Genomic DNA, 24,532 nt, shown 5'->3' on the forward strand with positions numbered 1-24,532 from the left:
GAAGTTAGCCTGAATAGTTTCTGGCAGGGGATAGGATTTGTTAGTTTCCTGTTGTTACTTATACTGATAATCCTGTTTTTCAATTCTCCGGAACCTGCCAATATTAGTTACAATGCTTTTCTGGAAGAGGTTCGGAGCGGGCACATAGAGGAGGTACACATTCACGGTTCGCGGGTAGAGGCTCGTGATGTAAGGGGACACAAATATATCTTCTACAAGCCGAACAATCCGGATTTTATTCCTTTTCTCAGACGCTATCTGGTGAAGATTTATCTGGAGGGAGAGCCCAGGGGGATACCGTTCTGGGGCTGGATTTTGTTAGGGGGTGTGCTGGTTGGGGTGTTATTTTTGATTTTCAATCGCCGGCCGGTATCCTTTCCTTCTCAGTTTTTTTCCTTTGTGCGGAGTCGGGCCCGTCTGATTCGACCGGAGGAGGTAAAGGTCAGTTTTCAGGATGTGGCCGGGGTGGAGGAGGCCAAGGAGGAGTTGCGGGAGGTGGTGGAATTCCTGAAAGATCCCCACAAATTTACCCGTCTGGGGGGGCGTATGCCGAAGGGCATTCTTCTGGTGGGTCCTCCCGGCACGGGGAAGACTCTCCTGGCCAGGGCGATAGCGGGGGAAGCCGGTGTTCCCTTCTTCAGTATCAGTGGTTCGGATTTTGTGGAGGTTTTCGTGGGGGTAGGGGCGGCCCGGGTACGGGACCTCTTCGTACAGGCCAAGAAGTACTGTCCCTGCATCATTTTTATTGACGAGATCGATGCGGTGGGACGGCATCGTATGGCCGCGGCGGGAGGGGGGCATGAGGAAAGGGAACAGACCCTGAATCAGCTCCTGGTGGAAATGGATGGATTTGAATCTCAGGATGGAATCGTGGTCATTGCCGCCACCAATCGCCCGGATATTCTGGATCCTGCGCTCTTGAGGCCGGGCCGTTTCGATCGAAGGGTGGAGGTGCCTCCTCCGGATCTCAGGGGGCGGGAGGCAATATTGAGGGTTCATGCCCGCCGGATCCCCCTGGCTCCTGATGTGGATTTGGCCGTGGTGGCTAAAAGCACCCCGGGATTTACCGGAGCGGATCTGGCCAATCTTTTGAACGAAGCGGCTTTGCTGGCGGCCCGCCAGGGCAAAGACAGGGTGGACATGGAAGATATAGAAAGGGCCAAGGATAAGATCCTTCTCGGAAGGGAAAGGAAAGGTATCATCATCACCGAGGAGGAGAAGCAGCTGGCCGCCTATCACGAGGCGGGTCACGCCCTTATAGCGTATCTCCTGCCCGGGGTGGATCCCATTTACAAGGTTTCCATCATTCCCCGTTCCCGCACGCTGGGGGTTCTGCAGCAGCTCCCTATTGACGAGAGACATGTATATCCCCGGGATTATCTCATCAAAAAGATCATGATCCTTCTCGGGGGTCGAGTTGCCGAGGAATATGTGTTCGGTCAGGCCTCCACCGGAGCCGGCGACGATCTGGAGAAGGCCGTGGAGATCGCTCGCAAAATGGTCTGCGAGTGGGGTATGAGTGATAACCTGGGACCGCTGGTGTTTCCCTCCGGAGACTATCTCGGTCATATAGCTCGGGGATGTTTTGATATGAGAGGATATAGTGAGGAAACAGCTCGAAAGATTGACAAAGAGGTGGAAAACATTGTGCGAAAGTGTTATGAGAAAGACCGAGAGTTGCTCGGCAAACATATTAAGTATCTTCACATCCTGGCAGAGACTCTGCTTGAGGAAGAAACCCTGGATGGAGAGACTCTGAAAAAACTCCTTTCCGATCTGGAGCCGTTAAAAAATGGGGTATTTCCGGGTTAGGGGGAAGATTTTCAGGTGGGGCTTACGCACTTACATAATGGGAATTCTCAATGTAACCCCGGATTCCTTTTCGGACGGGGGGAGTTTTTATCACCCGGAGGCGGCGTTAAGACAGGCCGAGCGACTCATAGAGGACGGGGCGGACATTCTGGATATCGGCGGGGAATCCACTCGTCCCTTTGCCGAGCCCGTATCCGAGGAGGAGGAGTTGCGCCGGGTCATCCCGGTGATCGAGGCCGTGAGGCAACGCTTCCCGGAGATTCCAATTTCGGTGGATACCTACAAGGCCCGGGTGGCCGAGGAGGCCCTTTCCGCCGGAGCGGACATCGTAAACGATGTTAGTGCTCTCCGTTTCGATCCGGGGATGACGGAGGTTATTCGCCGTCACCGTCCTCCGGTGGTTCTCATGCACATGAAGGGCACCCCCCAGACCATGCAGATTGATCCCCGCTACGAGGATCCTGTGCGCGAGATCCGGGAATTCCTGCGGGAGAGAGCCGAGCTGGTCCGGTCCCTGGGGGTACCTCCCCAGGGAATCATTGTGGATCCCGGAATAGGGTTCGGCAAGCGCTTCGAGGACAATCTGGCCCTTCTCAGGGCCGTGCGGGCCTTCAGGGAGCTCGGTTATCCCGTGCTTTACGGTCCCTCTCGAAAGGCCTTTCTCGGGGAGATACTCAAAAAGGAGGCCCGGGAGCGGGACATCGGGACGGTGGCCACGGTGGTGTTTCTGGCCCTGTCCGGAGCGGATCTGGTGCGGGTTCACAATGTGGCCTGGTGCCGGGAGGCCCTGGCCGTGATAGATCATCTCCGGGAGAGGATATGACCCTCTGGCCCCCCTGGAAGTTCCTGCGCTGGCAGGATATCGTGGACATTTCCATTGTGGCATACCTGCTTTATCGACTTCTTCTACTCATTCGAGGCACCCGAGCGGTTCAAATGGCTGCGGGGCTGGCCATCATTGTGGTAATGTATTTTGTGGCCGATCAGCTGAAATTGCTCACCCTGCACTGGTTGCTGGGGACCTTTATGTCCTCCATCTTCCTGGTGGTGGTGATCATATTTCAGGAGGATATCCGTCGAGCCCTTATTCACATGGGCCGTTCTCCTTTTGTGAAGGTTCAGACCGAATACTCTCAGGTGATAGAGGAGGTGGTCAAGGCGGTAGAGATCTTTGCGGAGAAGAGGATAGGTGCGCTCATGGTCTTTGAGAGAGAAGCCGGGCTTAATGAGTTTGTGGAATCCGGCACCCCCCTCGAGGCCCGGGTCAGTCGGGATCTACTGGTGAGTATTTTTAATCCCTCCTCCCCCCTTCACGACGGAGCGGTGCTCATAAGAGAAAACCGGGTGGTGGCGGCCGGGGTCATCCTCCCCCTTTCCACCAACCCCATGATCGGTCGGGGGCTGGGAACCAGACATCGTGCGGCTATCGGGATCACCGAGCTGAGTGACGCGGTGGCCGTGGTGGTCTCCGAGGAGACCGGGGCCATTTCGCTGGCCGTGGGGGGAAAGATCACCCGTGAGATCTCCCCTGCCACCCTCCGACGCATGCTTTCGGAGCTCCTGGGATTTCACTCCGTGGAGCCCTGGTGGAGGAGGAGAATCTTTAAATGAGGAAGTGGAAAAAGAAACACGAAAACCTTTTGTTAAAGTTTCTGGCCCTTTTTTTTGCCTCACTTCTCTGGTTTTTCGTGGCCCTCCAGGAAAAGGTCAGCCAGGAAATACCCATCCGGATCGTTTATCGAAACGTTCCTCCCGGCACGGTGCTTGTTCAGAGTGAGCCCGCTCTGGTCAGGGTAAAGGTGGTGGGGCCGAGGAGTCTGCTTCGATTTCTACCGGATCATCCCCTGGTTGTCTCCCTGAATCTCGCCCATCTTTCCCCCGGGAGACACCGGATCCGGCTGTCCAACAAAATCATACACCTCCCTTCCGGGCTCAAGGTTCAGGAGATCAATCCTCCCCGGGTGGAGGTTTTTCTGGATCGTGTGGTGGAGAGATGGGTCAGGGTTACCCCGGAGTTGAAGGGGCGCCCGGAGGAGGGCTACCTGGTGACGGCCGTACAAATCAGGCCCCCGAGTGTGAAGGTCCGGGGGGCCCGCCAGATTCTTCGGAGGATAGAGACCATTTCCACCTTACCGGTGGATGTTTCTCATAAAAAGGAATCCTTTGAGACGGAGGTCTTCCTGGAGGTCCCGGATGGGGTTATAGATATAAAGCCCAATCGGGTCTGGATAAAAGTTGTTGTGAGGAGGGAGTCTCCATGAATCTTTTCGGTACGGACGGCATCCGGGGAGAAGCCAATTGCCATCCCATGACCCCGGAGGTGGCCCTGCGGGTGGGTCTGGCTGTGGGATATCTTTTCCGGAATAAAGGACGCCATCGGAGAATCATTATAGGGAAGGATACCCGTCTTTCCGGATATATGCTGGAGATGGCCCTGGCCTCCGGGGTTCTTTCCATGGGGGCGGAGGCCTGGCTGGTGGGGCCTCTCCCCACCCCGGCGGTGGCCTTTCTCACCCGGGATCTCCGGGCCGAGGCCGGGGTGATGATTTCCGCCTCTCACAATCCCTTTTACGACAACGGGATCAAGATCTTCGGTGCCGACGGCTTTAAGCTTTCGGACGAGCTCGAGGGTCGCATCGAAGCCCTCATGGAGGATCCATCCCTGGAGGAGCTTCGAGCCCGGGGAGAGGGGATCGGCAGGGCCTACCGGATCGAGGATGCCCGGGGCCGATACATGGTTTATCTGAAGAGGGCCTTTCCGGAGGATCTGGATCTCGAGGGATTGAAGATCGTGGTGGATTGTGCTCACGGAGCCACCTATCGGGTGGCTCCGGAACTTTTCGAGGAACTGGGGGCCACGGTGGTGCGGATGGGCTGCAATCCCAACGGGATCAATATAAACCGGGAATGCGGTGCACTTTATCCGGAGACCCTTAAGCAAAGGGTCCTCGAGGAGGAGGCTCACCTTGGCCTGGCCTTTGACGGAGACGGAGATCGTCTGGTTCTGGTGGACGAAAAGGGCCGTTCCGTGGACGGTGATTATCTCCTGGCCTGCCTGGCGGTACATTTGAAGGAGAGGGAGTCCCTGTGGGGTGACACCGTGGTGGGCACGGTGATGAGCAATATGGGGCTTGAGCGGTTTCTGGCCTCCCGGGGCATACGCCTGATAAGGGCCCCCGTGGGAGATAGATATGTGGTTGAGGAAATGCGCCGGGGGGGCTATCTGCTTGGAGGTGAACAGTCGGGGCATATTGTTTTCCTGGATCAGGCCACCACCGGAGACGGGATTCTTACCGCGCTAAGGGTGCTGGCGGTCCTCAGGAGAAAGAACCGTCCCGCCTCCGAGATCCTGGACCTTTTCGAGCGGGTTCCCCAGGTGTTAAAGAATGTCAGAGTACGGGAGAAACGGCCCCTTTCGGAAATCGACGGGCTTCCCGAACGCCTGGCCAGGGCGGAGAGGGAGCTCGGGGACAGGGGACGCGTGCTGGTCCGGGCCTCCGGCACCGAACCCAAGTATCGGATAATGGTGGAGGGGGAGGATCGGGACCTCATCGAGACGCTGGCCGAGGAGATCGCCGAGCACATAAGGAGAGTTCTGGGATGAGGCTCAAGCCCGGGGTCCTCTGGTGGCTTGCCGCCGGGGCTTTGATCGCGGGGATCCTTGCCGGAGGGTATCACTTTGTGTTCTCCCGGGCGGCTACCCTGTGTCTCTCCTGCATGGGGCTTCAGTGAAAAAGAGGAACTTCATTCAGTTCCTGATCGCGGTCTGGGTCAATTCCTACCTGGGTTTCCTGCTGAAGGGGGGCATATACACCGGAAGACTTAAAAACATCTGTTTCCCCGGTCTCAACTGTTATTCCTGTCCGGCGGCCCTCATGGCCTGTCCCCTGGGTATCCTTCAGCATGTAATGGCCACCCTCCGGACCCTTCCCGAAGTGGCCGTAAGGGGGGGACTCTATCTGCTGGGAAGCCTTCTTTTTTACGGACTTCTTCTGGGGCGTTTCGTCTGCGGCTGGATATGCCCCTTCGGATTTATTCAGGAGATGTTTTATCGTCTCCCCCTCCCCAAAATCTCACTCCCGCGCCGGGCGAGAGTACTCAAATGGGGACTTTTTTTTATTCTGGTTCTTGGCCTGCCCTTTCTCCATAAAGGGGCCACCGGCTACGGCGAAGTCTGGTTTTGCCGGATCTTCTGCCCCGCCGGCACCCTTGAGGCGGGAGTTCCCAGCCTCCTTCTGGTACCCCAACTCAGAGCACTGATAGGCTTCATATTTTACTGGAAGGTTTTGGTGCTAACTTTAATTGTGGTGGGTTCTGTACTGCATCTCCGGTTTTTTTGCAAAATTTTTTGCCCTCTGGGTCTTATCTATGGTATATTCAATAAATTGAGTCTGTTTCGCTTAAGATGGGAGGAAGATAGTTGCATTTTTTGCGGAATCTGTGAAAATGTATGTCCCATGGAACTGAAGATCCCCGGAGAAATAAATTCGGGGGAATGCATTCGGTGTTTAAATTGTCTAAGCTCGTGTCCTACCCATTCAATTTCTCTTAAGGCATCATTTCGTCTGGAAACCGGACTTGACCTTATGCCCCTTTCTGTAGCAGAAAAGAGACATGCGTCCCGACGGAAGGACTCCTGAGGAGATTCGTCCGGTTAAGATTATTCCCGGGTTTTTGAAGTATGCCGAGGGCTCCTGTCTTTTCGAGCTGGGGGATACGAAGGTCCTCTGTGCGGTTTCGGTGGAGGAGAAGGTTCCTCCCTTTCTCAGGGATACCGGTTGCGGGTGGATCACCGCGGAATATGCGCTTTTACCCCGGGCTACCGAGACACGCACCCCCCGGGAGGTCTTCGGGCGCAGGGGGCGTTCCCAGGAGATCCAGAGACTCATAGGAAGGAGTCTGCGGTCGGTGGTGGACCTACAGGCCCTGGGGGAGAGGACCCTGTGGGTGGACTGTGATGTGCTTCAGGCCGACGGAGGTACCCGCACCGCGGCCATAACCGGGGCCTTCGTGGCCCTGAAGCTCGCGGTGAGGAGACTTCTTGAGAGGGGGGTTCTTGAGCGTGATCCGATAAGAAGTTATCTTGCAGCTATAAGTTGCGGAGTGGTGGGAGGGGAGATCCTCGTGGATCTTTCCTTTGAAGAGGATGCGGTGGCGGAAGTTGACGCCAATTTCGTTATGGCTGAAAATGGGGACTGGGTTGAGATTCAGGTTGCCGGAGAGAAAGGGCCTTTTTCCTGGGGGAGGCTGGAAGAAATGAAAACCCTGGCCGCACGGGCTATAGATAAGCTAATCTCTTTGCAGAGAGAGGTTCTGTCATGAGGAGGAAGACTCTGGTTCTGGCCACGGGAAACGAGGGGAAGATTCGGGAGCTTTCCTCTCTTTTGAGGGATTTACCCCTCCGGATTCTTACCTCCAGGGATTTTCCGGAGGTCCCCGCCCCGAAGGAGGTGGGGGAGACCTTTTTTGACAATGCCTTTCTCAAGGCCAGACACTGGGCACTTGCCACCGGTCATCTGGCTCTGGCTGATGATTCCGGGATAGAGGTGGACGCACTGGGCGGGGCTCCGGGGGTCCGTTCCGCCCGTTACGCCGGTCCGGAGGCCACCGACGAGGACAACATTCGCAGGCTCCTTGAGGAGATGAAGGGTGTGCCCCGGGAAAACCGGACGGCCCGGTTCAGGTGCGTGATCATCGTTTACCATCCCTCGGGGCGCTGGATAAAGGCCGAGGGGGTGTGGGAGGGGCTTATTGCGGAGGAGCCCCGGGGGAACCAGGGGTTTGGTTACGATCCGGTGTTTTTACCGGTGGAGTTTGATTTCACCAGGACCGTGGCGGAGCTTTCCCCGGAGACGAAGAACCGTTTCAGTCATAGAGGTCGGGCGCTTGCCGCTTTGCGGGAAATGCTTCCCGAATTTCTCAGGGGCCTTTAAAATATTTTTCGAACGGGGCGTAGCGCAGCCTGGCAGCGCACCTGCCTTGGGAGCAGGGGGTCGGCGGTTCAAATCCGCCCGCCCCGACCATCAACATCCCTAAAAGTTATGATAAACTTCCTTTCGGGGCCGGCCGATAAATAGATTAGCCCGACTCGAGGAGGTCCTATGGATCTGGGCACGATTGTAGGGCTGATTCTGGGGATGGTACTTCTCACGGGCTCGATAGTGGTAGGAGGCCAGGTCGGCATCTTTATCAATATCCCATCCGTTCTGATCACCGTGGGAGGAACCATTGCCGCCACTTTTATTCGATTCTCCCTCAACGAGGTCCTCGGGTCCGTAAGTATAGCCATGAAGGCCTTTTTCTACAAGATAAAGCCTCCCGAGGAGACCATAAAGGAGATCGTAACGCTGGCCAACATTGCCCGGCGGGAGGGACTTCTCAAGCTCGAGAAGCAGCCCATCGAGGATCCCTTTCTCAAGAAGGCCATAATGTTCTGCGTGGACGGTCATGAGGCCGATTTTATCGAGGAGGTGCTTTCCAAGGAGATTCAGCTCACCGCCCAGCGGCACGAGACCGGGATCAACATGTTCAAGTCCATGGGGGATGCGGCTCCGGCCTTCGGAATGATCGGGACCCTGATCGGGCTGGTGCAGATGCTCAGTTCCATGGAGGACCCCAAGTCCATCGGGCCGGCCATGGCCGTGGCCCTGCTTACCACCCTTTACGGGGCGGTTATGGCCAACCTGATCTTCCTGCCCATTGCCGACAAACTCTCCCATCGCTCCGAGGAGGAACAGTTGACCAGGAAGCTCATCATAGAGGGCGTGCTGGGGATTCAGAAGGGGCTCAATCCCCGGGTTCTGGAGGAGGTTCTTCAGACCTTCCTCCCGCCCAAGAAGCGTAAAACTTCCGGACCCGAGGGGTAAATCATGCCTGCCGAAGAGGAAAAATGCAAGTGTGAGGCAGGGGCTCCCAAGTGGATGACCACCTTTTCGGATCTGATGAGCCTTCTCATGTGCTTTTTCGTGCTTCTTCTCTCTTTCTCCGAGATGGATGTGGCCAAGTTTAAGGAGGTGGCCGGTTCTCTCCGTAACGCCTTCGGGGTCCAGCGCGAGGAGGTGGTATTTCAGATCCCCAAGGGGCTGGATATCGTCTCGCGGGAGTTCAATCCTCGCTTTACGGTGGAGGAGCTTCTGGAAAGGCTTAAATCCGCGGTCAAGCTGGAACTTATCAAGGGGCAGATCCAGATAGAGAGTCTGGAGGACCGCGTGGTTTTGCGTCTGAACGATCGTCTGGTCTTCCCCCCGGGAAGTGCCGAGCTGACCCCGCAGGCGAAGCATATTCTGGATAGTCTGGGGGAGGTCTTCAAGCTCTTCGACGGGGAGATCGTGGTGGCCGGACATACCGATAACATCCCTCCCCGGGGTGGGCGTTATCGTTCCAACTGGGAGCTTTCCGCGGCCCGGGCCGCCGCGGTGGTGGAGTACCTCCTCAAAAAGGGCTATGTGGTCCCGGAGCAGGTTTCCGCGGTGGGCTACGGGCCGTCAAGACCTCTATATCCCAATGACACTCCCCGGCATCGGGCCGCCAATCGCCGGGTGGAGATTATCCTCTTGCAGAGGAAGACCCCGCTCTTGAAGTACCGTCAGACCTTTTCCGGACAGACGAAACAGGAAATCATTCCCAGGGGGCCTTAAATGGCAAAGAAGGAGCAAAACCAGAGTCGACAGCATGTTCGGATCGACGATCGGGTCCTGTTACGCTACCGACGCATCAGCCCGGAGGAGTTTCAGGAGAGGGTGTCCCGCTATCGCTCCGGGGAGGAGGAGCCCTGGGTGGATCCCATTCGAACCCCCGGTGAGGCCCGCAGGCTTAATTATCATCTTCAGAAGCTCAGGGAAAAGAACCGGGATCTGTCGGAGATCCTAGAGATTCTGGCCTTAAAACTCGATCGTCTCCTGGTCGAGGCCAAGGCCGAGGCCCTTAAAGAATTCCGGGAGGTTAAGGTCAACATAAGCGGAGCGGGAATTCGTTTCGAACTGGCTCCCCTTCCCGAGCCGGGAGAGATCTTCGAGTTCGACATAGGTCTCCTTCCCGAGTATCACTTCATAAGGGCCTACGGAGAGGTGGTGCGGGTGGAGGGGCGCGAGGCGGCCTTCAAGTTCATCTGGATCACCGAGGAGGATGTGGATCGCCTGGTTCAGCATGTTTTCCGGAAACAGCTTCTTCAGATCCAGGCCTCACGACGCACCGTAAAGGGCTAGACAGGCCCCGCAGGCGCGGCAGTTCTTTCGGGCCGGACAGCGGGGAGATTCCTCTCCCGCAAGGGCCCGTTCCCATTCCCTGCGCAGGAATTCCCGGTCTATTCCGGCGTGAACGACCTCTTCCCAGGGGAAAGGCTCCCGGGGCCCCCGGAAGAGATTCTCCGGAGAAGAGGGCAGGGTTCTCAGGGCCCGGGATAGAGACTCCCCCCGGGCCATTTCCCGGAGAAAGGGGGCGAGAACCTCGCTTCCCCGGGAAACCAGGGCCTGGATTTGCGCTTCCCTGATGGATTCGATGGAAACCCTTACCCCCCTGGCGGAGAGGGCTCGGCGCAGGTGTCGGGCCTTCTTTTTTAGCGTCGAGGGGGTTTCAAACGGAGCCCACTGAAAAGGAGTCCAGGGTTTCGGTACGAAGGGACTCAGGGAAACGGTAATCTCTTTTCGGGAGAGTTCTTTTATGCGCGAGACCATCCGGACGATGGCGGCGAGATCCTCTTCGGTTTCTCCGGGCAGTCCGAACATGAAGTAGAGTTTGAGCCGCCGGTTAGGCCAGTCCCTGAGGAGGGCCGCGGTGCGTAGAAGGGTCTCGTCGGAGAGGTGTTTGTTCAGAATGCGCCGGAGACTTTCGCTTCCGGCCTCCGGGGCCAGGGTGAGGGTTCGAACCTCCCGGAAGATCGGTTTTAGTTCCGGACTCAGGGCGTCGAGACGCACCGAGGAAAACGAAATTCGGTGTCCCCGGGAAAGGAGTTCCGAGGTGAACTCGACGATAGCCTCGGTTTTGAGAAATTCCAGTCCTATGAGGCCGACCTTTACCCCGGGGGAAAGCTCCTCCAGGACTTCGAAGAGGGCCTTACGGGAAGGGCGGCGCGGGGGTCTGTAGATGAATCCCGCGGCACAGAAACGGCAGCTCTCTCCGCAACCCCGGGTGATCTCCAGGAGCTGGGTTTCTCCGAACTCCGCCTCAGGGGAGCGGAGGTGGGAAAGGAGGGGGCGGGTGAGCTCCGGCACTTTGGCTATGGAGACCGGGAAAGGGCCCTCGGGATTAAGGAATCCGGGGACCCGGGAGAGCCTGGCCAGTAGTTTTTCCCGTTCGGTGTCCCCGGAGAGAAGGGCCTCTACGAGAGGCTTTCCCAGGACCTCCAGTTCCCCCAGAAGAAAACCGTCCAGGAAGGGAAAAAGGGGGCGAGGGTTCAGCCAGATAGCCACCCCTCCGGCCAGGACCGGGATTTTTCGGTGTGAGGGCTCCAGCGGCAGGTCCCCGGCTGTCAGGATCCGTAGCACCCGGGGGTAATCCCCCTCAAAAGGTATTGAGAAAAGCACCACCCGGAAGTCCCTTAAAGGGCGTCCGGATTCCACCGAGCGAAGGGGAAGCCCCTCTGACCAGAAGAACCTTTCGCAGACGATTTCCTCCTCACGGTTCAGGAATTCGTAAATGGAAAGGAACCCCAGGTTGGCCATGCCCACGCGATAGGTATTGGGAAAGACCAGGGCCACCGGTAGGCGTCCCCGCCACCGTTTTTTTATGGTTCCGCTCTCGCGCGTAGGAGCCATTCTCAAGCCGGTCCCCGGATCCGAAGGTCTGATCCGCCGTCTCGCCTGCCGAGCGGGATTTTACCTGCCACCGCCCGGAGTTTTAGCGATATTATAGCCACCGGGACGGCATTTTCAGACCACTCCCCCCGGCATCTTGACGATGCGATTCTGGTTTAAGTATAATGATTTATCCGTTGAGAAGGGGCCTCCTTGCAAATTGAAGGTATAAGGAGGTGGGCAAATGTTGAAAAGGGTGCTCGTCTTCGCCTTGGTATTTTATGGACTGGTGGGGTATTTTACTCTGTCCTCGGCCACACCGCTTCCGCTTGATGATCTTGTGGCCTGGTGGTCCTTTGACGATCCGGAAAATTCTTTCAAAGACGAAACCGGGCATTTTAGGGATATTACGGTGGTAAGAGGTGACCTCCTACAGGTTGCTTCTGGTGAACGCGGGAACGCTTTGGAGTTTCAAAAGGAGGGTTATGACTATCCTTACTTTTATACCGATTCTTTAAAGTGGCCTACGGGATCCTTTACCATTGCGGGCTGGCTCAAGCCCTACACTTTAAATACGGATGGATTGTACTGGCTGGCCTTTGTGAGCAAGGGTGGAAACGATAAGTTGGGGAGTGCTGAGAATTCCTTTAACTTCGAGTTTCATAACGGAGAGGGGCATGTGCGCTTCGGAGAAGAGGGCTGGTATAATCAGTACTACACGCCAAACCCCATGGTGGAGAAGGGTGTTTTTCACTTCGTGGCCGTGACCTACAATGGCTCCACCCTTCGTTTCTATAAGGACGGGTCCCTGGTGGGGGAGACCTATATCTCCGCCGGGATTCAGGCCAAGTATTCACCTATCTATGTGGGGGCCGATTTTCCGGGTTCGGACAACTACTTTTACGGCGTAATGGACGAGGTTACCCTCTGGCAGACGGCTCTTACTTCGGATCAAATTGCCACCCTTTATAACTACAACGGGGCGCCGGTTCCGCTGCCCCCTGCTCTTTTTCTTCTCGGGGGTGGTCTTCTCGGAGCTATTGGTTTACGAAAGGGGTTGATCCGACACTAAATTTCTTTCCGTCCTTCTTCCTCAGGTCCGTAAACCTTTACCGGGTGAAAACGATAGCGGATTTCGTTGTCCGCAGCAATGGGTGGCCTTAATCCGACTTGTCATTTTGAATTTTTCTGATATATTCCCCTGCGAGCTTCTTCCGTAATCGGCCTCTATGGCCTGAGGGTAGGGAATAATTTAAATAGAAGATTTTTCGTAAAAGTTTGTTGTATGTGGAGAGAGCTTTTGACAGGTAAAAGGGTTCTTGTTACCGGCGCCTGCGGCACGGTGGGAAAGGCTCTGTAGAGAGCTTCGGAGTGGCCATAGATTTGCTGGATGATGACGATTTTAGCATGAGGAGGGGATTGTAGGCTGGGCGTCTGTAGCGGGAATAAATTGTTGATTTAGTTTTGCAAAGATCTCGAAAAATTAATAACGCTATACCAATAGTGGTGATGTTTAGTAAACTTTTGTTTTAGTTTGAGACAGATGTGTATTTTAGTGAACTGGTAAAGGCTAGTGCCACTTTCTTTATTCCCGAGACTCTCAGAATAGTTGTAACCAACAGCTTAAAGTTGGGAGATTAAGTGTTTTTGAGGTTATAAGTGTTAGGTAGAATGGTAAGAGAGTTTCTTCAAAACAAGGATAAAAAACAGTTATTTGAAAACTTTATATCTCTTTCGTTACTTCAAGGAGTAAATTATATTCTTCCTTTGATTACTTTGCCATATTTAGTTAGGGTCTTGGGTCCGGAAAAGTTTGGTCTCATAGCTTTCTCTCGGGCCTTTGTGCAGTATTTTAATGTCTTGACAGATTATGGCTTTAATCTTTCTGCTACCAGAGAGATCTCGATATATCGGGAAAGCAAGGAGCGAATTTCTGAAATCTTCAGTGCTGTAATGATTATTAAATTGATTCTGTTAATTTTTTCTCTTGTGATATTGACTATTATTGTTTTTAGTTTTCAAAAATTTCTAAGAGATTGGGAAATATATTACTTGAGTTTTGGAATGGTAGTGGGGCAAGTTTTATTTCCTGTATGGTTTTTTCAGGGGATGGAAAGAATGAAGTACATTACTTTTTTGAATTTGATGGCTAGATTGTTGTTTACTATATCTATTTTTATTTTTATACGAAAAGTTTCTGATTATATATATGTTCCGCTATTAAATTCGGTTGGCATTATATCGGCCGGCCTTCTTGGAATATGGGTAGCTTTTAAAAAATTTCCTATTTATTTAAAAATACCTTCTTGGACCGAAGTAAAGCATCAATTAAAAGAAGGGGGATATATTTTTATTTCACGAATAAGTATAAGTTTTTACACCATTTCAAATGTGTTTTTTTTAGGACTATTGACCAATAATACTATTGTTGGAATTTATTCTGCCGCCGAAAGGTTAATTAATGCTATAAAAGCATTTAATAACGTGATACTCCAAGTAATGTTTCCTTTTATTTCGAAAGTTGCTAAAGAATCTCCTTCCAAAACTCTTAAGATAGTGAATGAGGAATTAAAGATTTTTTTAACACTAGAGCTTGCTTTATGTGTTTTTATATATCTATTCTCTTATAAAATTGTTTTAATCTTCTTGGGTAAAAATTTTATAGACTCTGCTCCAATCATTCGCATTCTGATCTTTACTGTTCCTTTGATTCTTGCTTCTGCTGTTATTGGGCAGCAAATTTTGTTGAATTTTAATTTAAAAAGGCTTTTTACGACGAGTATTGTATATGTTTCTCTCTTTCATTTAGTGCTTCTTCCTATTTTTATACATTTTATGGAGGGTATAGGAGCTGCAATAGTTGTTTTAATAACTGAGTGTGCTATTGTTCTGTTTAGAATTGTTGGCCTTTATAAAGCAGATCGGAAATTATTTGCTTTACTCAGAAGAGCTTATTAATTATGATTAAACTGCCGAATTTTCTAATAGTTGGAGCAGCTAAATCTGGAACTACATCTTTATATTATTACTTAAAAGAGCATCCTGAAATTTTTTTGCCAGATAAGAAAGAGTTGAGGTTTTTTTCTCAAATGAGAGGTGATTTTAGAGGTCCGGGAGATGAAAATCTAAATAGAACAATTGTTAAAGATATTAACGATTATATGAAGTTTTTTGAAACTGTGAAAATGGAGAAGGCAGTCGGAGACATATCACCTGATTATTTATACTATTTTAGAAACTCCATTAAAAACATAAAAAAATTTTTGGGAGATCCGAAAATTATTATTATTTTAAGAAATCCTATCGAAAGAGCCTATTCCCATTATTTGTATTTTTTGAGAGATGGTAGAGAATATCTTTCTTTTGAAGAAGCTTTATCTCAAGAAGAAAGGCGGAATTTGCTTAATTGGGAATGGGCTTGGTTTTATAAAGATGTTGGTTTTTATTATAATCAAGTTAAAGCGTATTTAGAAAATTTTTCAGAAGTAAAGATTTATTTGTATGATGATTTGAAAAAAGATCCCTTAAAGTTAGTGCAAGATATTTATAAATTTTTAGAAGTTAATGATTCATTTGTTCCTAAAAGTATAAATGAAAAATTTAATATATCTGGAGTTCCTAAAAATAAATTTTTGCATAAACTTTTAGTTCAACCAAATCCTATAATCTTCCCCATCAAATTTGTGCTCAAAAGTATGTTACCCAGAGATACAAGACAAAGATTACGAAACAAATTTTTACAAAAAATTCTTAAAAAACCTCAAATGAAACCAGAAACTAGAGAATATTTGAAGCAATTATATAAAGAAGATATTTTAAAACTTCAAGAGTTAATAAAAAGAGATTTATCTCACTGGTTGAAGTAAAATGTTTAACTATATTATAGTTGGATCTGGCTTTGCTGGCAGTGTTCTCGCTGAAAGGATAGCGAATATTTTAAACAAAAAAGTGCTGGTAATAGAAAAAAGGAACCATATCGGTGGTAATTGTTACGATTATAGAGATAAGACCGGAATAATTGTACACAAATATGGCCCCCATATATTCCATACAAATTATAAGGAAGTCTGGGATTATGTGTCCAATTTTACAGATTGGCGTATTTATTATCACAAGGTTTTGGCTTTCGTAGATGGCCAAAAAATCCCGATACCGTTTAATTTAAATTCAATTTATCAGATTTTTTCTCCATCTTTAGCTAATAAGTTAGAGCAAAAACTTTTGAATAAATATAAGTATGGCTCAAAGATTCCGATTTTGGAATTAAAAAAAACTGAAGATCAAGATTTAAAATTTTTAGCAAATTATATCTACAATAAAGTCTTTCTAAATTATACTCTCAAACAATGGGGCAAGAGGCCAGAAGAGCTCGATCCAGAAGTGACAGCCAGAGTACCTATTGTTATAAGTAAAGAAGAGAGATACTTTCAGGAAAAGTATCAGGGTGTACCTGAAGAGGGTTATACACAGATTTTCCAGAAGATGTTAAGTCATCCCAATATAAAAATTCTGTTGAATACAGATTTTCGGGAACTCATAAGACTCGATTGGAAATTTCGGAAGATATATTTTATGGGGCAAGAATTCAAGGGATTATTGATATTTACGGGTATGATAGATGAATTATTTGATTACAAATTTGGGATATTACCTTATCGCTCTTTGGATCTTCATTTCGAAATAATCGAAAAAGAATATTTTCAAGAAGTAGCTGTAGTGAATTATCCCAACGATTATGATTTCACAAGGATAACGGAATTTAAACACATACATCCTATCAAGACCAATAAGACGGTCATTCTTAAAGAGTTCCCGAAAGATTATGATCCGGAGCGAGATATTCCCTATTATCCATTTTTCGATAAAGCAGCTCGGGAGGTCTATGCTAAATATCAAGAACTTGCCGAGAGATTTGACCATCTTATTCTTGTAGGACGATTGGCAGAATATAGGTACTATGATATGGATGATGTTATAATAAGAAGTTTAGAGGTATTTGAAGAAAGAATCAGGTAAAAAATGGCCAGTGCAAAAGATACTGTTTGCGCAGTGGTTGTTACCTACAACCGTAAGGTTTTGCTTATTGAATGTCTTGAGGCTTTGTGCAAACAGACTAGGCCGGTACAGGGAATTTATTTAATAGACAATGCTTCTACGGATGGTACCCCTGACTTGCTTCTGGAGAAGGGGTATATAAAAGAATTACCTCCTGAGAATTTGTTAGAGCCTTGGGAGAAAGAATTCGAGATAAAAAACTTAACTGATGGGCAGCATATAAAATTCTACTATGTTCGAATGCATGAAAATACCGGTGGTGCTGGTGGTTTTCATGAGGGTGTAAAAAGGGCTTACGAAAGAGGCTATGACTGGTTATGGTTGATGGATGATGATGTTGAGCCCTTGCCAAAGGCGTTGGAGACTCAATTGTCATATGCAGAGATTTCTAAATGTATTCATCCGTCTAGAAAATATGTAGATGGCAGTAGAGTTTTGTGGGAAGTGTATTTGGATCCTAAGAGTTCTAAAGAGATTTTTTTGAAAGACAGATCTTTTAAAGAAAAAAATTTAAATTATTGTTTAGTAAATGTTGGATGTTTCGAAGGGATGTTGATTCATCGAGATATTGTTGCTAGGATAGGTTATCCTGATAAAAGCTTTTTTATTTCAAAAGATGATACTATTTATGGTTTTTTGGCAAGTAAATTTACGAAGAATATTTATATTAGAGATATATGTTTTATTAAAAAGGTTAAAAAACTAAATAAACTTTCCGGGAAATCTTTATATTATTTTGTCAGGAATAGGTTTATTTTATGTTTATATTTAAAAAGAGAAGGATATTTCACTTGTAAGTCTTATTTTTGGATTTTTTATAAGGTTTTCAGAATGTTGGTGTTCAATTTTGTAAAATTAGATTTAAAAAGTTGTTATTTTATCTTGAAAGGTTTGTCTAACGGTTTGAAATTTGTTTTAAAATCTTGAGTTTTTATTTTATAAAGTGCTTTAAAAATGCTTCCTAAAATAGCTGTTGTAATTTCTAGTTTGATATTAATTTTGTTATCTTTTTATCCGTTAGCTTTTATAAGATTTTATATTGTCATTAGGACACTTTTTCAGCCTTTTGCGAATAAGCATTTGACGTTGTTTGGGAATTTTCCTATTAATGCCCCATTGCCTTTAATTTTGTTGTTTTATTCGTATTTGGCGTGTATTTTTAGGCAAGATTTTTCTTTATTTGTTCCTAATTCTGTATATCTTTATTTATTCCTTTTTTGGAGTCTGCTTTCTTTGATAAATTCTTTTAATTTATACGCTTCATTTGCTTTCATTTTTAAAATCTTAGCTGTAATTTCCGTTTACTTATTAGTTTATAATTCAATAGAATCCGCTGAAGATTTCAAGAAGATTCATAAGACAGTAGTGTTTTTAGCCTTAATAACTATATTCTATGGTTTTTGTCAAATTTTTTTAAAAGAAGGACAACCATTCTATGGACCTATAGTAAGAATTAAAAGTTTTTTTTCTAGTGCCAATGAATTTGGTATTTTTCTTTCTCTAGCAATAATTTCAAATTTAATATTAGTAGCCATAGAAGGATTTGAAAAACAATATAAGATTTTCTTAAGCTTAATGATATTAGCCTATATTTTGGCTTTAAATCGTGGATCATGGATAGCTATGACTACTTCTATATTTTTGTCATATTTCTTTTTTAGGGATAAAATAAGATTAAGAAGTATTGTTTTACCTATTGCTATAATTTTTTTAATATTTTCTCCAATTATAATATTGCGATTTCTTCAATTGGAAAATCCTGCAGAAAATACCTTTGTAGGCCGTATAAATTTCTGGAAAAATATGCTATATTTAATACTGCAACATCCTCTTTTAGGCTTTGGAATTGGAACTACTGAGTTAGTATTTCAGTCTCTAACTGGACGAAAAATATATCCTCACAATGATTTTTTAAGATTATTTTTTGAAATTGGATTCGGGAGTATTTTTTATATCCTCTTTTTAATTAAATCTTTGTTGTTTTTTATTAAAAATAAAGCTAATAATTGGAAAACAAACTTTTTGTTTATTGTATCTCTTTTTTATTGGCTAATTATTAGTATTCCCCAAAATATTGTTAATAATGTAGTATTATTTCCTTTATTTATGACTTTAATTGCTTCGGGATTAAAATATAACTTTTTAATAAATTTTGAGGGAAAACACATGTAAATTACTATGATTGAATGTAAACTTTATTATTTTTATAGTCCTCATTTAATATAAATCTATGAAGGATTTTATCGTTTAAAAGAGACTCATTAAGTTGAGTGTGTTTGGATAAAAATATTACAAAACGGTGGGATTGTCAAACAGTTTTTAGTGTTTATATGTAAGTTTAGGTATATAGATGAAGCTTTTTTCTGATAAAACTATGTTTTTGGAGGGTGCTTAAATTTTAGTTTTGACCTTTTTCAAAGGTCTCTGAAAGATAAATAATTGGTAATCTAAGATGGAATTGCAAAAAACAAATAAAGTAGTTTATATTGTTGGAAATAGTAGAAGTGGTACTACTTTGATGAGTAAAATATTAGGAAATCATCCTTTGATCTATTCTTTTGAAGAATTACATTTTTTTGAAAGATTATATAATCCCGATTCTAAAAAATTTCTTAATGAGTCTTCTATTCTTGATTTATTAGCAGAACTTTTAAGATCATCGAGAGAGGGAATGTGGTTTAGAAATAAAAAGGATGAATATTATAGAGAAGCGCAAATTATATATCAAACATTTTTCCATGATATAAAAGATATTTCTCCAATTGAAGTTTATAAATTTTTTCTTTATTATGAAACAAATAAAAACAAAAAAGAAATTCCTTGTGAACAAACTCCTAGGAATTTGTATTATCTTAAAGAAATATTCGAAAATTTCCCCGAGGCAAAGGTAATATATATGCTCAGAGATCCGAGGGCCATATTGTTATCACAAAAAAATAAATGGAAAATGAAATTTTTAGGGCATAGTAATATGCCTCTAAAAGAAGCTATACGTTCCTGGATAAATTATCATCCTTATACAATAAGTAAGCTCTGGAATTCAGCTTCCAAGGCTATTAAGCCTTTTTTGTCTCATCCAAACGTTTTAGTAGTAAAATTTGAAGAATTGGTAAATGATCCTTACAGAACAATTAAAAAAATATGTGATTTTTTGGAAGTAGAATTTTATAATGAAATGTTAGATGTTCATTTGGCCGGATCTTCTGTTTATAAAAAGGGTAAAAAAGGTTTCAGAAAAGAGGTGATAAATGTTTGGAAAAATAAAGGATTAAATAAAACAGAAATATATATATGTCAAAAGATTAATATAAAAGAAATGGAATTTTGGGGATATAATCTGGAAAAAGTTAAGCCTAATCTTTTACTATTGTTTTATTATTTTTTAAATTTTCCTTTTAAAACTTTAGGAACTTTGTTATTTAATTTAAAAAGATTTAGAAATATATTTAAAGCTATAAAACGACGTTTGTTATTTTTATGAAAAAGAGAGAAATATATATAGATATAGCTAAAGGGATAGGAATTTTATTGGTAGTCTATGGACATGTGTTGGCTAGATTTCAAGATGCTAATTTTTATTATTCTTGTTTGGTAATTCAAAATAAAATAATTTTTTCCTTTGTTATGCCTCTTTTTTTCATTATATCGGCATATTTTCAAAGGGTTAGATTGGAAAAAGAAAAATTTGATCATATAAAATATCTTCAAAAAATTTCAAGTTCTCTTTTGGTGCCTTTTTATACTTTATCTTTTTTGTTTCTTCCGTTTAGTTATATCATTTACTTGACAGGTAATCAAAATTTAGGAGTTAATTTTGCTAATTTAAAAGAAATGCTTTTTGCCTTGTTTTTTCAGCAATCTAATACAAAATATTTGCCTTCTGGAGTATTATGGTTTTTATTTACTCTTTTTAGTTATCATTTTTTCTCATATTTATGGATCAGGATTTTTAAATTTCGAGCAATATTTTTAGTAGTAATAGGAATTATTTTGAAAATTTTTTATCCATTTTTTCAAAATACTTACTGGCTTGGATTTAACAAGTTCTGTCAATTTTTTATTTTTTATGCTATTAGTTATGTCTTTGCTCATAAAGTTTATTTTACCGAAGATATTTTTATTAGTTGGTTATCTTTAATTTTTAGCTTTCTTATTTATCTAATTTTAATTTTTGAAGATAAAAACAATTTTCTGCTTCAATATGTTAGTTTTTTAGGGACAACAGGAATACTTGGTTCTTTTATAGTGATAAGATTTTCTTATTTGTTCAATTCGAAGTTAAAAACGAATTTAATTGTTAAAATTTTAAGCTTTTTTGGTAAGAACTCTATGGCTATATATGTATTTCATGCTCCTACTTTTGTGATTTGTAAATTTTTTATTCTTTTATTGAACATTTCTAATATTTTGATAAAAATATTTTTTATTTTTGTTCCAAGCGTAATTTTACCTTTAGTATATGCTAAAATTTTAAGTTTTTATAGGCCTGCCTATAAATTACTTTTAGGCCGCAATCCTTAGTATGTTTAAAGTAAATTATGAAAGTTCTTATAGCTAATAAATTTTTTTGGCTTAAAGGCGGCTCAGAAAAGGTTCTTTTTCAGGAAAGAGAATTTTTGATAAATAATGGAATAAAAGTAATAGATTTTTCCATGCACGATCCCAGAAATTTTCCTTCTGAATATTCTTCTTATTTTGTCTCGCACATTGACTATCACGGTGCAAATGGATTCCAGACCAAACTGAAAAACGCCTTCAAGTTCATACACTCGCCGGAGGCGGTGCGGAAGATCAGGGCTTTGATCCAAAAGGAAAAGCCGGACACTGCGCACCTTCACAATATTTATCATCAGCTCACCCCTTCCATTATTCATACGCTTAAGGAACACGGGGTGAAGGTTGTGTTGACCTTGCATGATGGCAAACTTATTTGCCCTACCTATCTTATGCTTGACAGAGATTTAAAGTCCTGCCTTGAATGTCAAGGGAGGCATTTCTATAAGCCTTTCTTCAAAAATTGTGCTAATTCGAGACTTCAAAGCTTTCTTTTGATGGTGGAGGCTTACTGGCATAAATTTTTCAAATCCTATGACAAAGTAGATCTCTTTATTTCTCCCAGCCGGTTTCTGGCGGAAGTGGTGGCGATGCGGGTTCCGCGGGAGAAGATTGTAGTTTTACGAAACGGGATAGACCTTAATGAATACAGGCCTCCTTATGAGGATGAGGAATATGCCCTTTACTTCGGAAGACTTTCCCGAGAAAAAGGAGTGGAGACGCTGCTTAAGGCTCACTGGGAGGTGGCGGGAGAGATTCCCCTTAAGATAGTCGGAACCGGGCCGATAGAGGCTGAACTCAGGACGAAATATCCGGAGGCGGAGTTTTTGGGTTATCGGACAGGGGAGGAGCTCAAGTCGCTTGTGGCCCGGGCTTCCTTTGTGGTGGTGCCCTCGGAATGTTACGAAAACTGTCCTATGACTGTGCTTGAGGCCATGGCATTGGGGAAACCCATTATTGCAAGCCGCATCGGGGGGCTTCCGGAGCTCGTGGAGGAGGGTAAAACGGGGCTTCTTTTCGAGGCCGGAAATGGAGAGGAGCTTAAGGAGAAGATGCTTTTCTTGTGGAAAGATAGGGAGTTGCGATATGAGATGGGGCGTGCGGCCCGGGAGAAGGCAGAACGGGAGTTTTCCCTGAAAAAACACTGTGAGGAACTCTTACGAATATATCGAGGGCTTCTTGAGAATTGACCGATGAAAATTTTCTTAGGTGTTATTTCTTTCCTTTTCATTTTCTTGCTTTCGTCTCTTCCGGCGCAGCCGGTAGCGGAGATTACCGTCAACTTTGAGGAAGTGGGGATAGTTAACCCTTATGTTTTTGGTCAGGGCATTTTGGGCTTTGACCGTTGTTTGATTGTAAAAAAGAAAAAAAAGTTTTGTGTAAATGACGGGCGATTTACTAATTTTGGAGCAGGGGTCTGGGATCCGCTTTTGAGGAGGCCCGATCCGGTTCTGGTGGATCTCGCTAAAAAAATAAAAGTCTCCGTTTTGCGGTTTCCGGGTGGGTGTGGCACTCATCACTACGACTGGAAAAAGGCTATCGGCCCGGTCGAAAAGCGGCCCATGTATAAATTCGGCATAGACGAGTTCATGAAGCTCTGTCGGGCGGTAGGAGCTAAACCTATTATTGTGTTGAGCTATTTCACCGGGACCTGTCAGGACCTGGCGGACCTGGTGGAGTATCTGAACGCCCCCCTCGGGACCAACCCCAACGGCGGAGTGGCCTGGGCGGAGGTACGGGCCGCCAATGGGCACCCGGAGCCTTACGGAGTTAAGTGGTTTGAGTTTGGAAATGAAGTGTGGCATGGGGATCATAGGAAAATTTCCGCTGTAGATCCAAGAGAATATGGAGAACGGTATCTTGAATGTCAAAAGTTAATTAAAAACATTGATCCTAAGATTGAACTCGGAGCAGTAATGAGAAGAAGTTTATATGGATTAGGCTGGTGGAGTCGAGCTGTTCTTTCTGTAATTAAAAAAAATGTTGATTTTGTAATTTTTCATATCTATCCTCCTGGTTATCGATCTGATAGAAATGAAATATCTACTAATGAACTTTTTAAAATAGCTTTGGCTGCTCCTGAGCAAATTAGCGATTCTCTTTTTAGGATTTCTAAACAATTAAAAGAAATTACTAGGAGAGAGATTCCGATTGCTATTACCGAATATAATGGTGGTTTTGTACAAAAGAGGCCGGTGCCATACAGGCATTCTCTAGGAAATGCTCTTCTAATTGCAGATCTTTTAAGAGTATTTTTGTTGCATGGAACATCTATTCTTTGTGCAAATTACTGGCATTTCTCTAATTCTTATTGGGGTCTGGTTTACAACCCGAACTACATGAGGGGACAAGGTAGATATTACAAAAGGCCTAACTATTATGTTTTTTATCTTTATGCCAATCATTTTGGAGATATTTTATTAAAAACCCAAGTAAAGTCAAAGAGTTATTTTCAATCTGGATATAAAAATATTTTACCTTCTATAAAAGCTAAAAAAGTATCTTCTCAAAATTTGGATCTTCTAGATACTGAAACTTTTAGAGAAAAAGTTTTGAAAATTGATTTTAAATGGCTTCCTCCGTGTGTTAGAATGAAAAAATATTTTGATTATTCGGTAATTCATTTTGATTGCGAAAAACATAATAAGTTAGGAATCTTTTTTATTGAAAAAATTCAAAATGTTAAACCTAATTGGTTATATTTTTGGGAAGCCGAAATAAAAACAAACTTGGAAAAAGCATGGTTTTTTATAGAAATTAAAGATCAAAGGTATAGACGCATTAAACATTCAAAGATTTTATGGGGAAATACAGAGTGGATAAAAATCGGCTTTGATTTTAAAACTCCCGATAATATTAAAATTTTAAATTTGCTGTTTTTTATCAAAGGAAAAGAAAATAAAGGAATTAAGGGAACAGTCTATATTAAAAATATGAAAATTGGGGACCTTGGCCCCGCCCCGCAATACGGGCCGACGCCATATATTTCGGCCCTGGCGAGCACCAACGAGAAGAGGGATCGGATATACCTTATGGTGATCAACAAAAACCTGGAAGAGTCCATGAGGACGCGGATAAAAATCAATGGCTTTCCCTTTGAGCCCGTGGTTCGGGCCTGGGTGCTGAACGGCCCTTCGGTGGCCGCCACCAATGAAAATAGGCGGGAAAGGGTTAAAATACATTACCGTGAGATTAGGGTGGCTCCTGAGGAGGGGGCCTTCTATTTCACCTTCGAGCCGCATTCGGTAACGGCCCTAGAGTTAACGCGCAGGGAGGGAACTTGAAGGATAGCTGTCTCGAGTTTGTTCGGAATCAAAAGATAACTCCCTCACACCTCAGGGAAACCATTTGCTTCCGGGGAAAGAAGCTGCCGAAGAGAT

At 45.2% G+C, this 24,532-nt stretch carries 23 protein-coding genes and 1 tRNA gene; 23 read left to right on the plus strand and 1 reads right to left on the minus strand.

Features of this window, described 5'->3' with window-relative positions; genetic code table 11:
* The first annotated feature begins 51 nt into the window (after positions 1-51).
* The 13 genes from ftsH (at position 52) to K3767_RS04780 (ending at position 10,016) form a co-directional block, all read left to right on the plus strand.
* On the plus strand, positions 52-1,812 hold the full coding sequence (gene ftsH, locus K3767_RS04725) for an ATP-dependent zinc metalloprotease FtsH (RefSeq protein ID WP_255592258.1): 1,761 nt from the start codon (positions 52-54) through the stop codon (positions 1,810-1,812).
* A complete protein-coding gene (folP, locus tag K3767_RS04730) occupies positions 1,793-2,635 on the plus strand; it encodes a dihydropteroate synthase (protein ID WP_221172424.1) in 843 nt (280 codons plus the stop codon). Before ftsH ends, folP begins: the two co-directional genes overlap by 20 nt.
* On the plus strand, positions 2,632-3,423 hold the full coding sequence (gene cdaA / locus K3767_RS04735) for a diadenylate cyclase CdaA (protein ID WP_221172425.1): 792 nt from the start codon (positions 2,632-2,634) through the stop codon (positions 3,421-3,423). The genes folP and cdaA overlap by 4 nt, the downstream gene beginning before the upstream one ends.
* Positions 3,420-4,073, plus strand: coding sequence for a YbbR-like domain-containing protein (locus tag K3767_RS04740; RefSeq protein WP_221172426.1), 654 nt, complete (start codon positions 3,420-3,422; stop codon positions 4,071-4,073). The genes cdaA and K3767_RS04740 overlap by 4 nt, the downstream gene beginning before the upstream one ends.
* Positions 4,070-5,416, plus strand: a complete 1,347-nt coding sequence (glmM, locus tag K3767_RS04745) for a phosphoglucosamine mutase (protein ID WP_221172427.1) — start codon at positions 4,070-4,072, stop codon at positions 5,414-5,416. Before K3767_RS04740 ends, glmM begins: the two co-directional genes overlap by 4 nt.
* Entirely contained in the window at positions 5,413-5,544 is a 132-nt protein-coding gene (locus tag K3767_RS12085; RefSeq protein ID WP_255592262.1) for a hypothetical protein, read from the plus strand. Before glmM ends, K3767_RS12085 begins: the two co-directional genes overlap by 4 nt.
* On the plus strand, positions 5,541-6,452 hold the full coding sequence (locus K3767_RS04750; RefSeq protein WP_255592263.1) for a 4Fe-4S binding protein: 912 nt from the start codon (positions 5,541-5,543) through the stop codon (positions 6,450-6,452). Before K3767_RS12085 ends, K3767_RS04750 begins: the two co-directional genes overlap by 4 nt.
* Positions 6,427-7,134 (plus strand): ribonuclease PH, encoded by a 708-nt coding sequence (rph, locus tag K3767_RS04755; RefSeq protein WP_221172428.1) that lies wholly within the window; start codon positions 6,427-6,429, stop codon positions 7,132-7,134. The genes K3767_RS04750 and rph overlap by 26 nt, the downstream gene beginning before the upstream one ends.
* Positions 7,131-7,745, plus strand: a complete 615-nt coding sequence (locus tag K3767_RS04760; protein WP_221172429.1) for an XTP/dITP diphosphatase — start codon at positions 7,131-7,133, stop codon at positions 7,743-7,745. The genes rph and K3767_RS04760 overlap by 4 nt, the downstream gene beginning before the upstream one ends.
* A gap of 13 nt (positions 7,746-7,758) precedes the next feature.
* Positions 7,759-7,835, plus strand: a tRNA-Pro gene (locus tag K3767_RS04765).
* A 78-nt stretch (positions 7,836-7,913) separates the two neighbouring features.
* The gene (pomA, locus tag K3767_RS04770; RefSeq protein ID WP_221172430.1) at positions 7,914-8,678 is read left to right on the plus strand and encodes a flagellar motor protein PomA; all 765 of its coding nucleotides are present in this window, start codon (positions 7,914-7,916) and stop codon (positions 8,676-8,678) included.
* 3 nt (positions 8,679-8,681) lie between these two features.
* The gene (locus K3767_RS04775) at positions 8,682-9,449 is read left to right on the plus strand and encodes an OmpA family protein (RefSeq protein WP_221172431.1); all 768 of its coding nucleotides are present in this window, start codon (positions 8,682-8,684) and stop codon (positions 9,447-9,449) included.
* Positions 9,450-10,016, plus strand: coding sequence for a PilZ domain-containing protein (locus tag K3767_RS04780; protein WP_221172432.1), 567 nt, complete (start codon positions 9,450-9,452; stop codon positions 10,014-10,016).
* Here K3767_RS04780 and K3767_RS04785 read toward each other — a convergent pair.
* Complete coding sequence (locus tag K3767_RS04785; RefSeq protein WP_221172433.1) at positions 9,993-11,564, minus strand: radical SAM protein; 1,572 nt, start codon at positions 11,562-11,564, stop codon at positions 9,993-9,995. The two genes, K3767_RS04780 and K3767_RS04785, sit on opposite strands and share 24 nt — an antisense overlap.
* 223 nt (positions 11,565-11,787) lie before the next feature.
* Between K3767_RS04785 and K3767_RS04790 the strand changes: the two genes are divergently transcribed.
* The 10 genes from K3767_RS04790 to K3767_RS04835 all read left to right on the plus strand — a co-directional run bounded on the left by K3767_RS04790 (position 11,788) and on the right by K3767_RS04835 (position 24,436).
* Positions 11,788-12,615, plus strand: coding sequence for a LamG domain-containing protein (locus K3767_RS04790; protein WP_221172434.1), 828 nt, complete (start codon positions 11,788-11,790; stop codon positions 12,613-12,615).
* A gap of 587 nt (positions 12,616-13,202) precedes the next feature.
* A complete protein-coding gene (locus K3767_RS04795) occupies positions 13,203-14,501 on the plus strand; it encodes a flippase (protein ID WP_255592267.1) in 1,299 nt (432 codons plus the stop codon).
* Positions 14,502-14,503: 2 nt separating this feature from the next.
* Positions 14,504-15,409: a sulfotransferase gene (locus K3767_RS04800; protein WP_221172435.1), complete on the plus strand. Its 906-nt coding sequence runs from the start codon at positions 14,504-14,506 to the stop codon at positions 15,407-15,409.
* A 1-nt stretch (position 15,410) separates the two neighbouring features.
* Entirely contained in the window at positions 15,411-16,559 is a 1,149-nt protein-coding gene (gene glf / locus K3767_RS04805) for a UDP-galactopyranose mutase (protein WP_221172436.1), read from the plus strand.
* A 3-nt stretch (positions 16,560-16,562) separates the two neighbouring features.
* The gene (locus tag K3767_RS04810) at positions 16,563-17,525 is read left to right on the plus strand and encodes a glycosyltransferase family 2 protein (protein ID WP_221172437.1); all 963 of its coding nucleotides are present in this window, start codon (positions 16,563-16,565) and stop codon (positions 17,523-17,525) included.
* Between the two features lie 27 nt (positions 17,526-17,552).
* A complete protein-coding gene (locus tag K3767_RS04815; RefSeq protein ID WP_221172438.1) occupies positions 17,553-18,770 on the plus strand; it encodes an O-antigen ligase in 1,218 nt (405 codons plus the stop codon).
* A gap of 280 nt (positions 18,771-19,050) precedes the next feature.
* Positions 19,051-20,079: a sulfotransferase gene (locus K3767_RS04820; protein ID WP_221172439.1), complete on the plus strand. Its 1,029-nt coding sequence runs from the start codon at positions 19,051-19,053 to the stop codon at positions 20,077-20,079.
* On the plus strand, positions 20,076-21,119 hold the full coding sequence (locus tag K3767_RS04825; protein WP_221172440.1) for an acyltransferase family protein: 1,044 nt from the start codon (positions 20,076-20,078) through the stop codon (positions 21,117-21,119). The genes K3767_RS04820 and K3767_RS04825 overlap by 4 nt, the downstream gene beginning before the upstream one ends.
* A 17-nt stretch (positions 21,120-21,136) precedes the next feature.
* The gene (locus tag K3767_RS04830) at positions 21,137-22,342 is read left to right on the plus strand and encodes a glycosyltransferase family 4 protein (protein ID WP_255592269.1); all 1,206 of its coding nucleotides are present in this window, start codon (positions 21,137-21,139) and stop codon (positions 22,340-22,342) included.
* Positions 22,343-22,345: 3 nt separating this feature from the next.
* Complete coding sequence (locus K3767_RS04835; RefSeq protein WP_221172442.1) at positions 22,346-24,436, plus strand: alpha-L-arabinofuranosidase C-terminal domain-containing protein; 2,091 nt, start codon at positions 22,346-22,348, stop codon at positions 24,434-24,436.
* Positions 24,437-24,532 lie beyond the last annotated feature (96 nt).

Source organism: Thermosulfurimonas sp. F29 (assembly GCF_019688735.1).
Lineage (GTDB): Bacteria > Desulfobacterota > Thermodesulfobacteria > Thermodesulfobacteriales > Thermodesulfobacteriaceae > Thermosulfurimonas_A.

Coding starts and splice junctions, on each gene's coding strand:
- folP (WP_221172424.1), top strand. CDS start 1,793: ATGGGGTATTTCCGGGTTAGGGGGAAGATTTTCAGGTGGGGCTTACGC.
- cdaA (WP_221172425.1), top strand. CDS start 2,632: ATGACCCTCTGGCCCCCCTGGAAGTTCCTGCGCTGGCAGGATATCGTG.
- K3767_RS04740 (WP_221172426.1), top strand. CDS start 3,420: ATGAGGAAGTGGAAAAAGAAACACGAAAACCTTTTGTTAAAGTTTCTG.
- glmM (WP_221172427.1), top strand. CDS start 4,070: ATGAATCTTTTCGGTACGGACGGCATCCGGGGAGAAGCCAATTGCCAT.
- K3767_RS12085 (WP_255592262.1), top strand. CDS start 5,413: ATGAGGCTCAAGCCCGGGGTCCTCTGGTGGCTTGCCGCCGGGGCTTTG.
- rph (WP_221172428.1), top strand. CDS start 6,427: ATGCGTCCCGACGGAAGGACTCCTGAGGAGATTCGTCCGGTTAAGATT.
- K3767_RS04760 (WP_221172429.1), top strand. CDS start 7,131: ATGAGGAGGAAGACTCTGGTTCTGGCCACGGGAAACGAGGGGAAGATT.
- pomA (WP_221172430.1), top strand. CDS start 7,914: ATGGATCTGGGCACGATTGTAGGGCTGATTCTGGGGATGGTACTTCTC.
- K3767_RS04775 (WP_221172431.1), top strand. CDS start 8,682: ATGCCTGCCGAAGAGGAAAAATGCAAGTGTGAGGCAGGGGCTCCCAAG.
- K3767_RS04780 (WP_221172432.1), top strand. CDS start 9,450: ATGGCAAAGAAGGAGCAAAACCAGAGTCGACAGCATGTTCGGATCGAC.
- K3767_RS04785 (WP_221172433.1), bottom strand. CDS start 11,564: ATGGCTCCTACGCGCGAGAGCGGAACCATAAAAAAACGGTGGCGGGGA.
- K3767_RS04790 (WP_221172434.1), top strand. CDS start 11,788: ATGTTGAAAAGGGTGCTCGTCTTCGCCTTGGTATTTTATGGACTGGTG.
- K3767_RS04800 (WP_221172435.1), top strand. CDS start 14,504: ATGATTAAACTGCCGAATTTTCTAATAGTTGGAGCAGCTAAATCTGGA.
- glf (WP_221172436.1), top strand. CDS start 15,411: ATGTTTAACTATATTATAGTTGGATCTGGCTTTGCTGGCAGTGTTCTC.
- K3767_RS04810 (WP_221172437.1), top strand. CDS start 16,563: ATGGCCAGTGCAAAAGATACTGTTTGCGCAGTGGTTGTTACCTACAAC.
- K3767_RS04815 (WP_221172438.1), top strand. CDS start 17,553: ATGCTTCCTAAAATAGCTGTTGTAATTTCTAGTTTGATATTAATTTTG.
- K3767_RS04820 (WP_221172439.1), top strand. CDS start 19,051: ATGGAATTGCAAAAAACAAATAAAGTAGTTTATATTGTTGGAAATAGT.
- K3767_RS04825 (WP_221172440.1), top strand. CDS start 20,076: ATGAAAAAGAGAGAAATATATATAGATATAGCTAAAGGGATAGGAATT.
- K3767_RS04830 (WP_255592269.1), top strand. CDS start 21,137: ATGAAAGTTCTTATAGCTAATAAATTTTTTTGGCTTAAAGGCGGCTCA.
- K3767_RS04835 (WP_221172442.1), top strand. CDS start 22,346: ATGAAAATTTTCTTAGGTGTTATTTCTTTCCTTTTCATTTTCTTGCTT.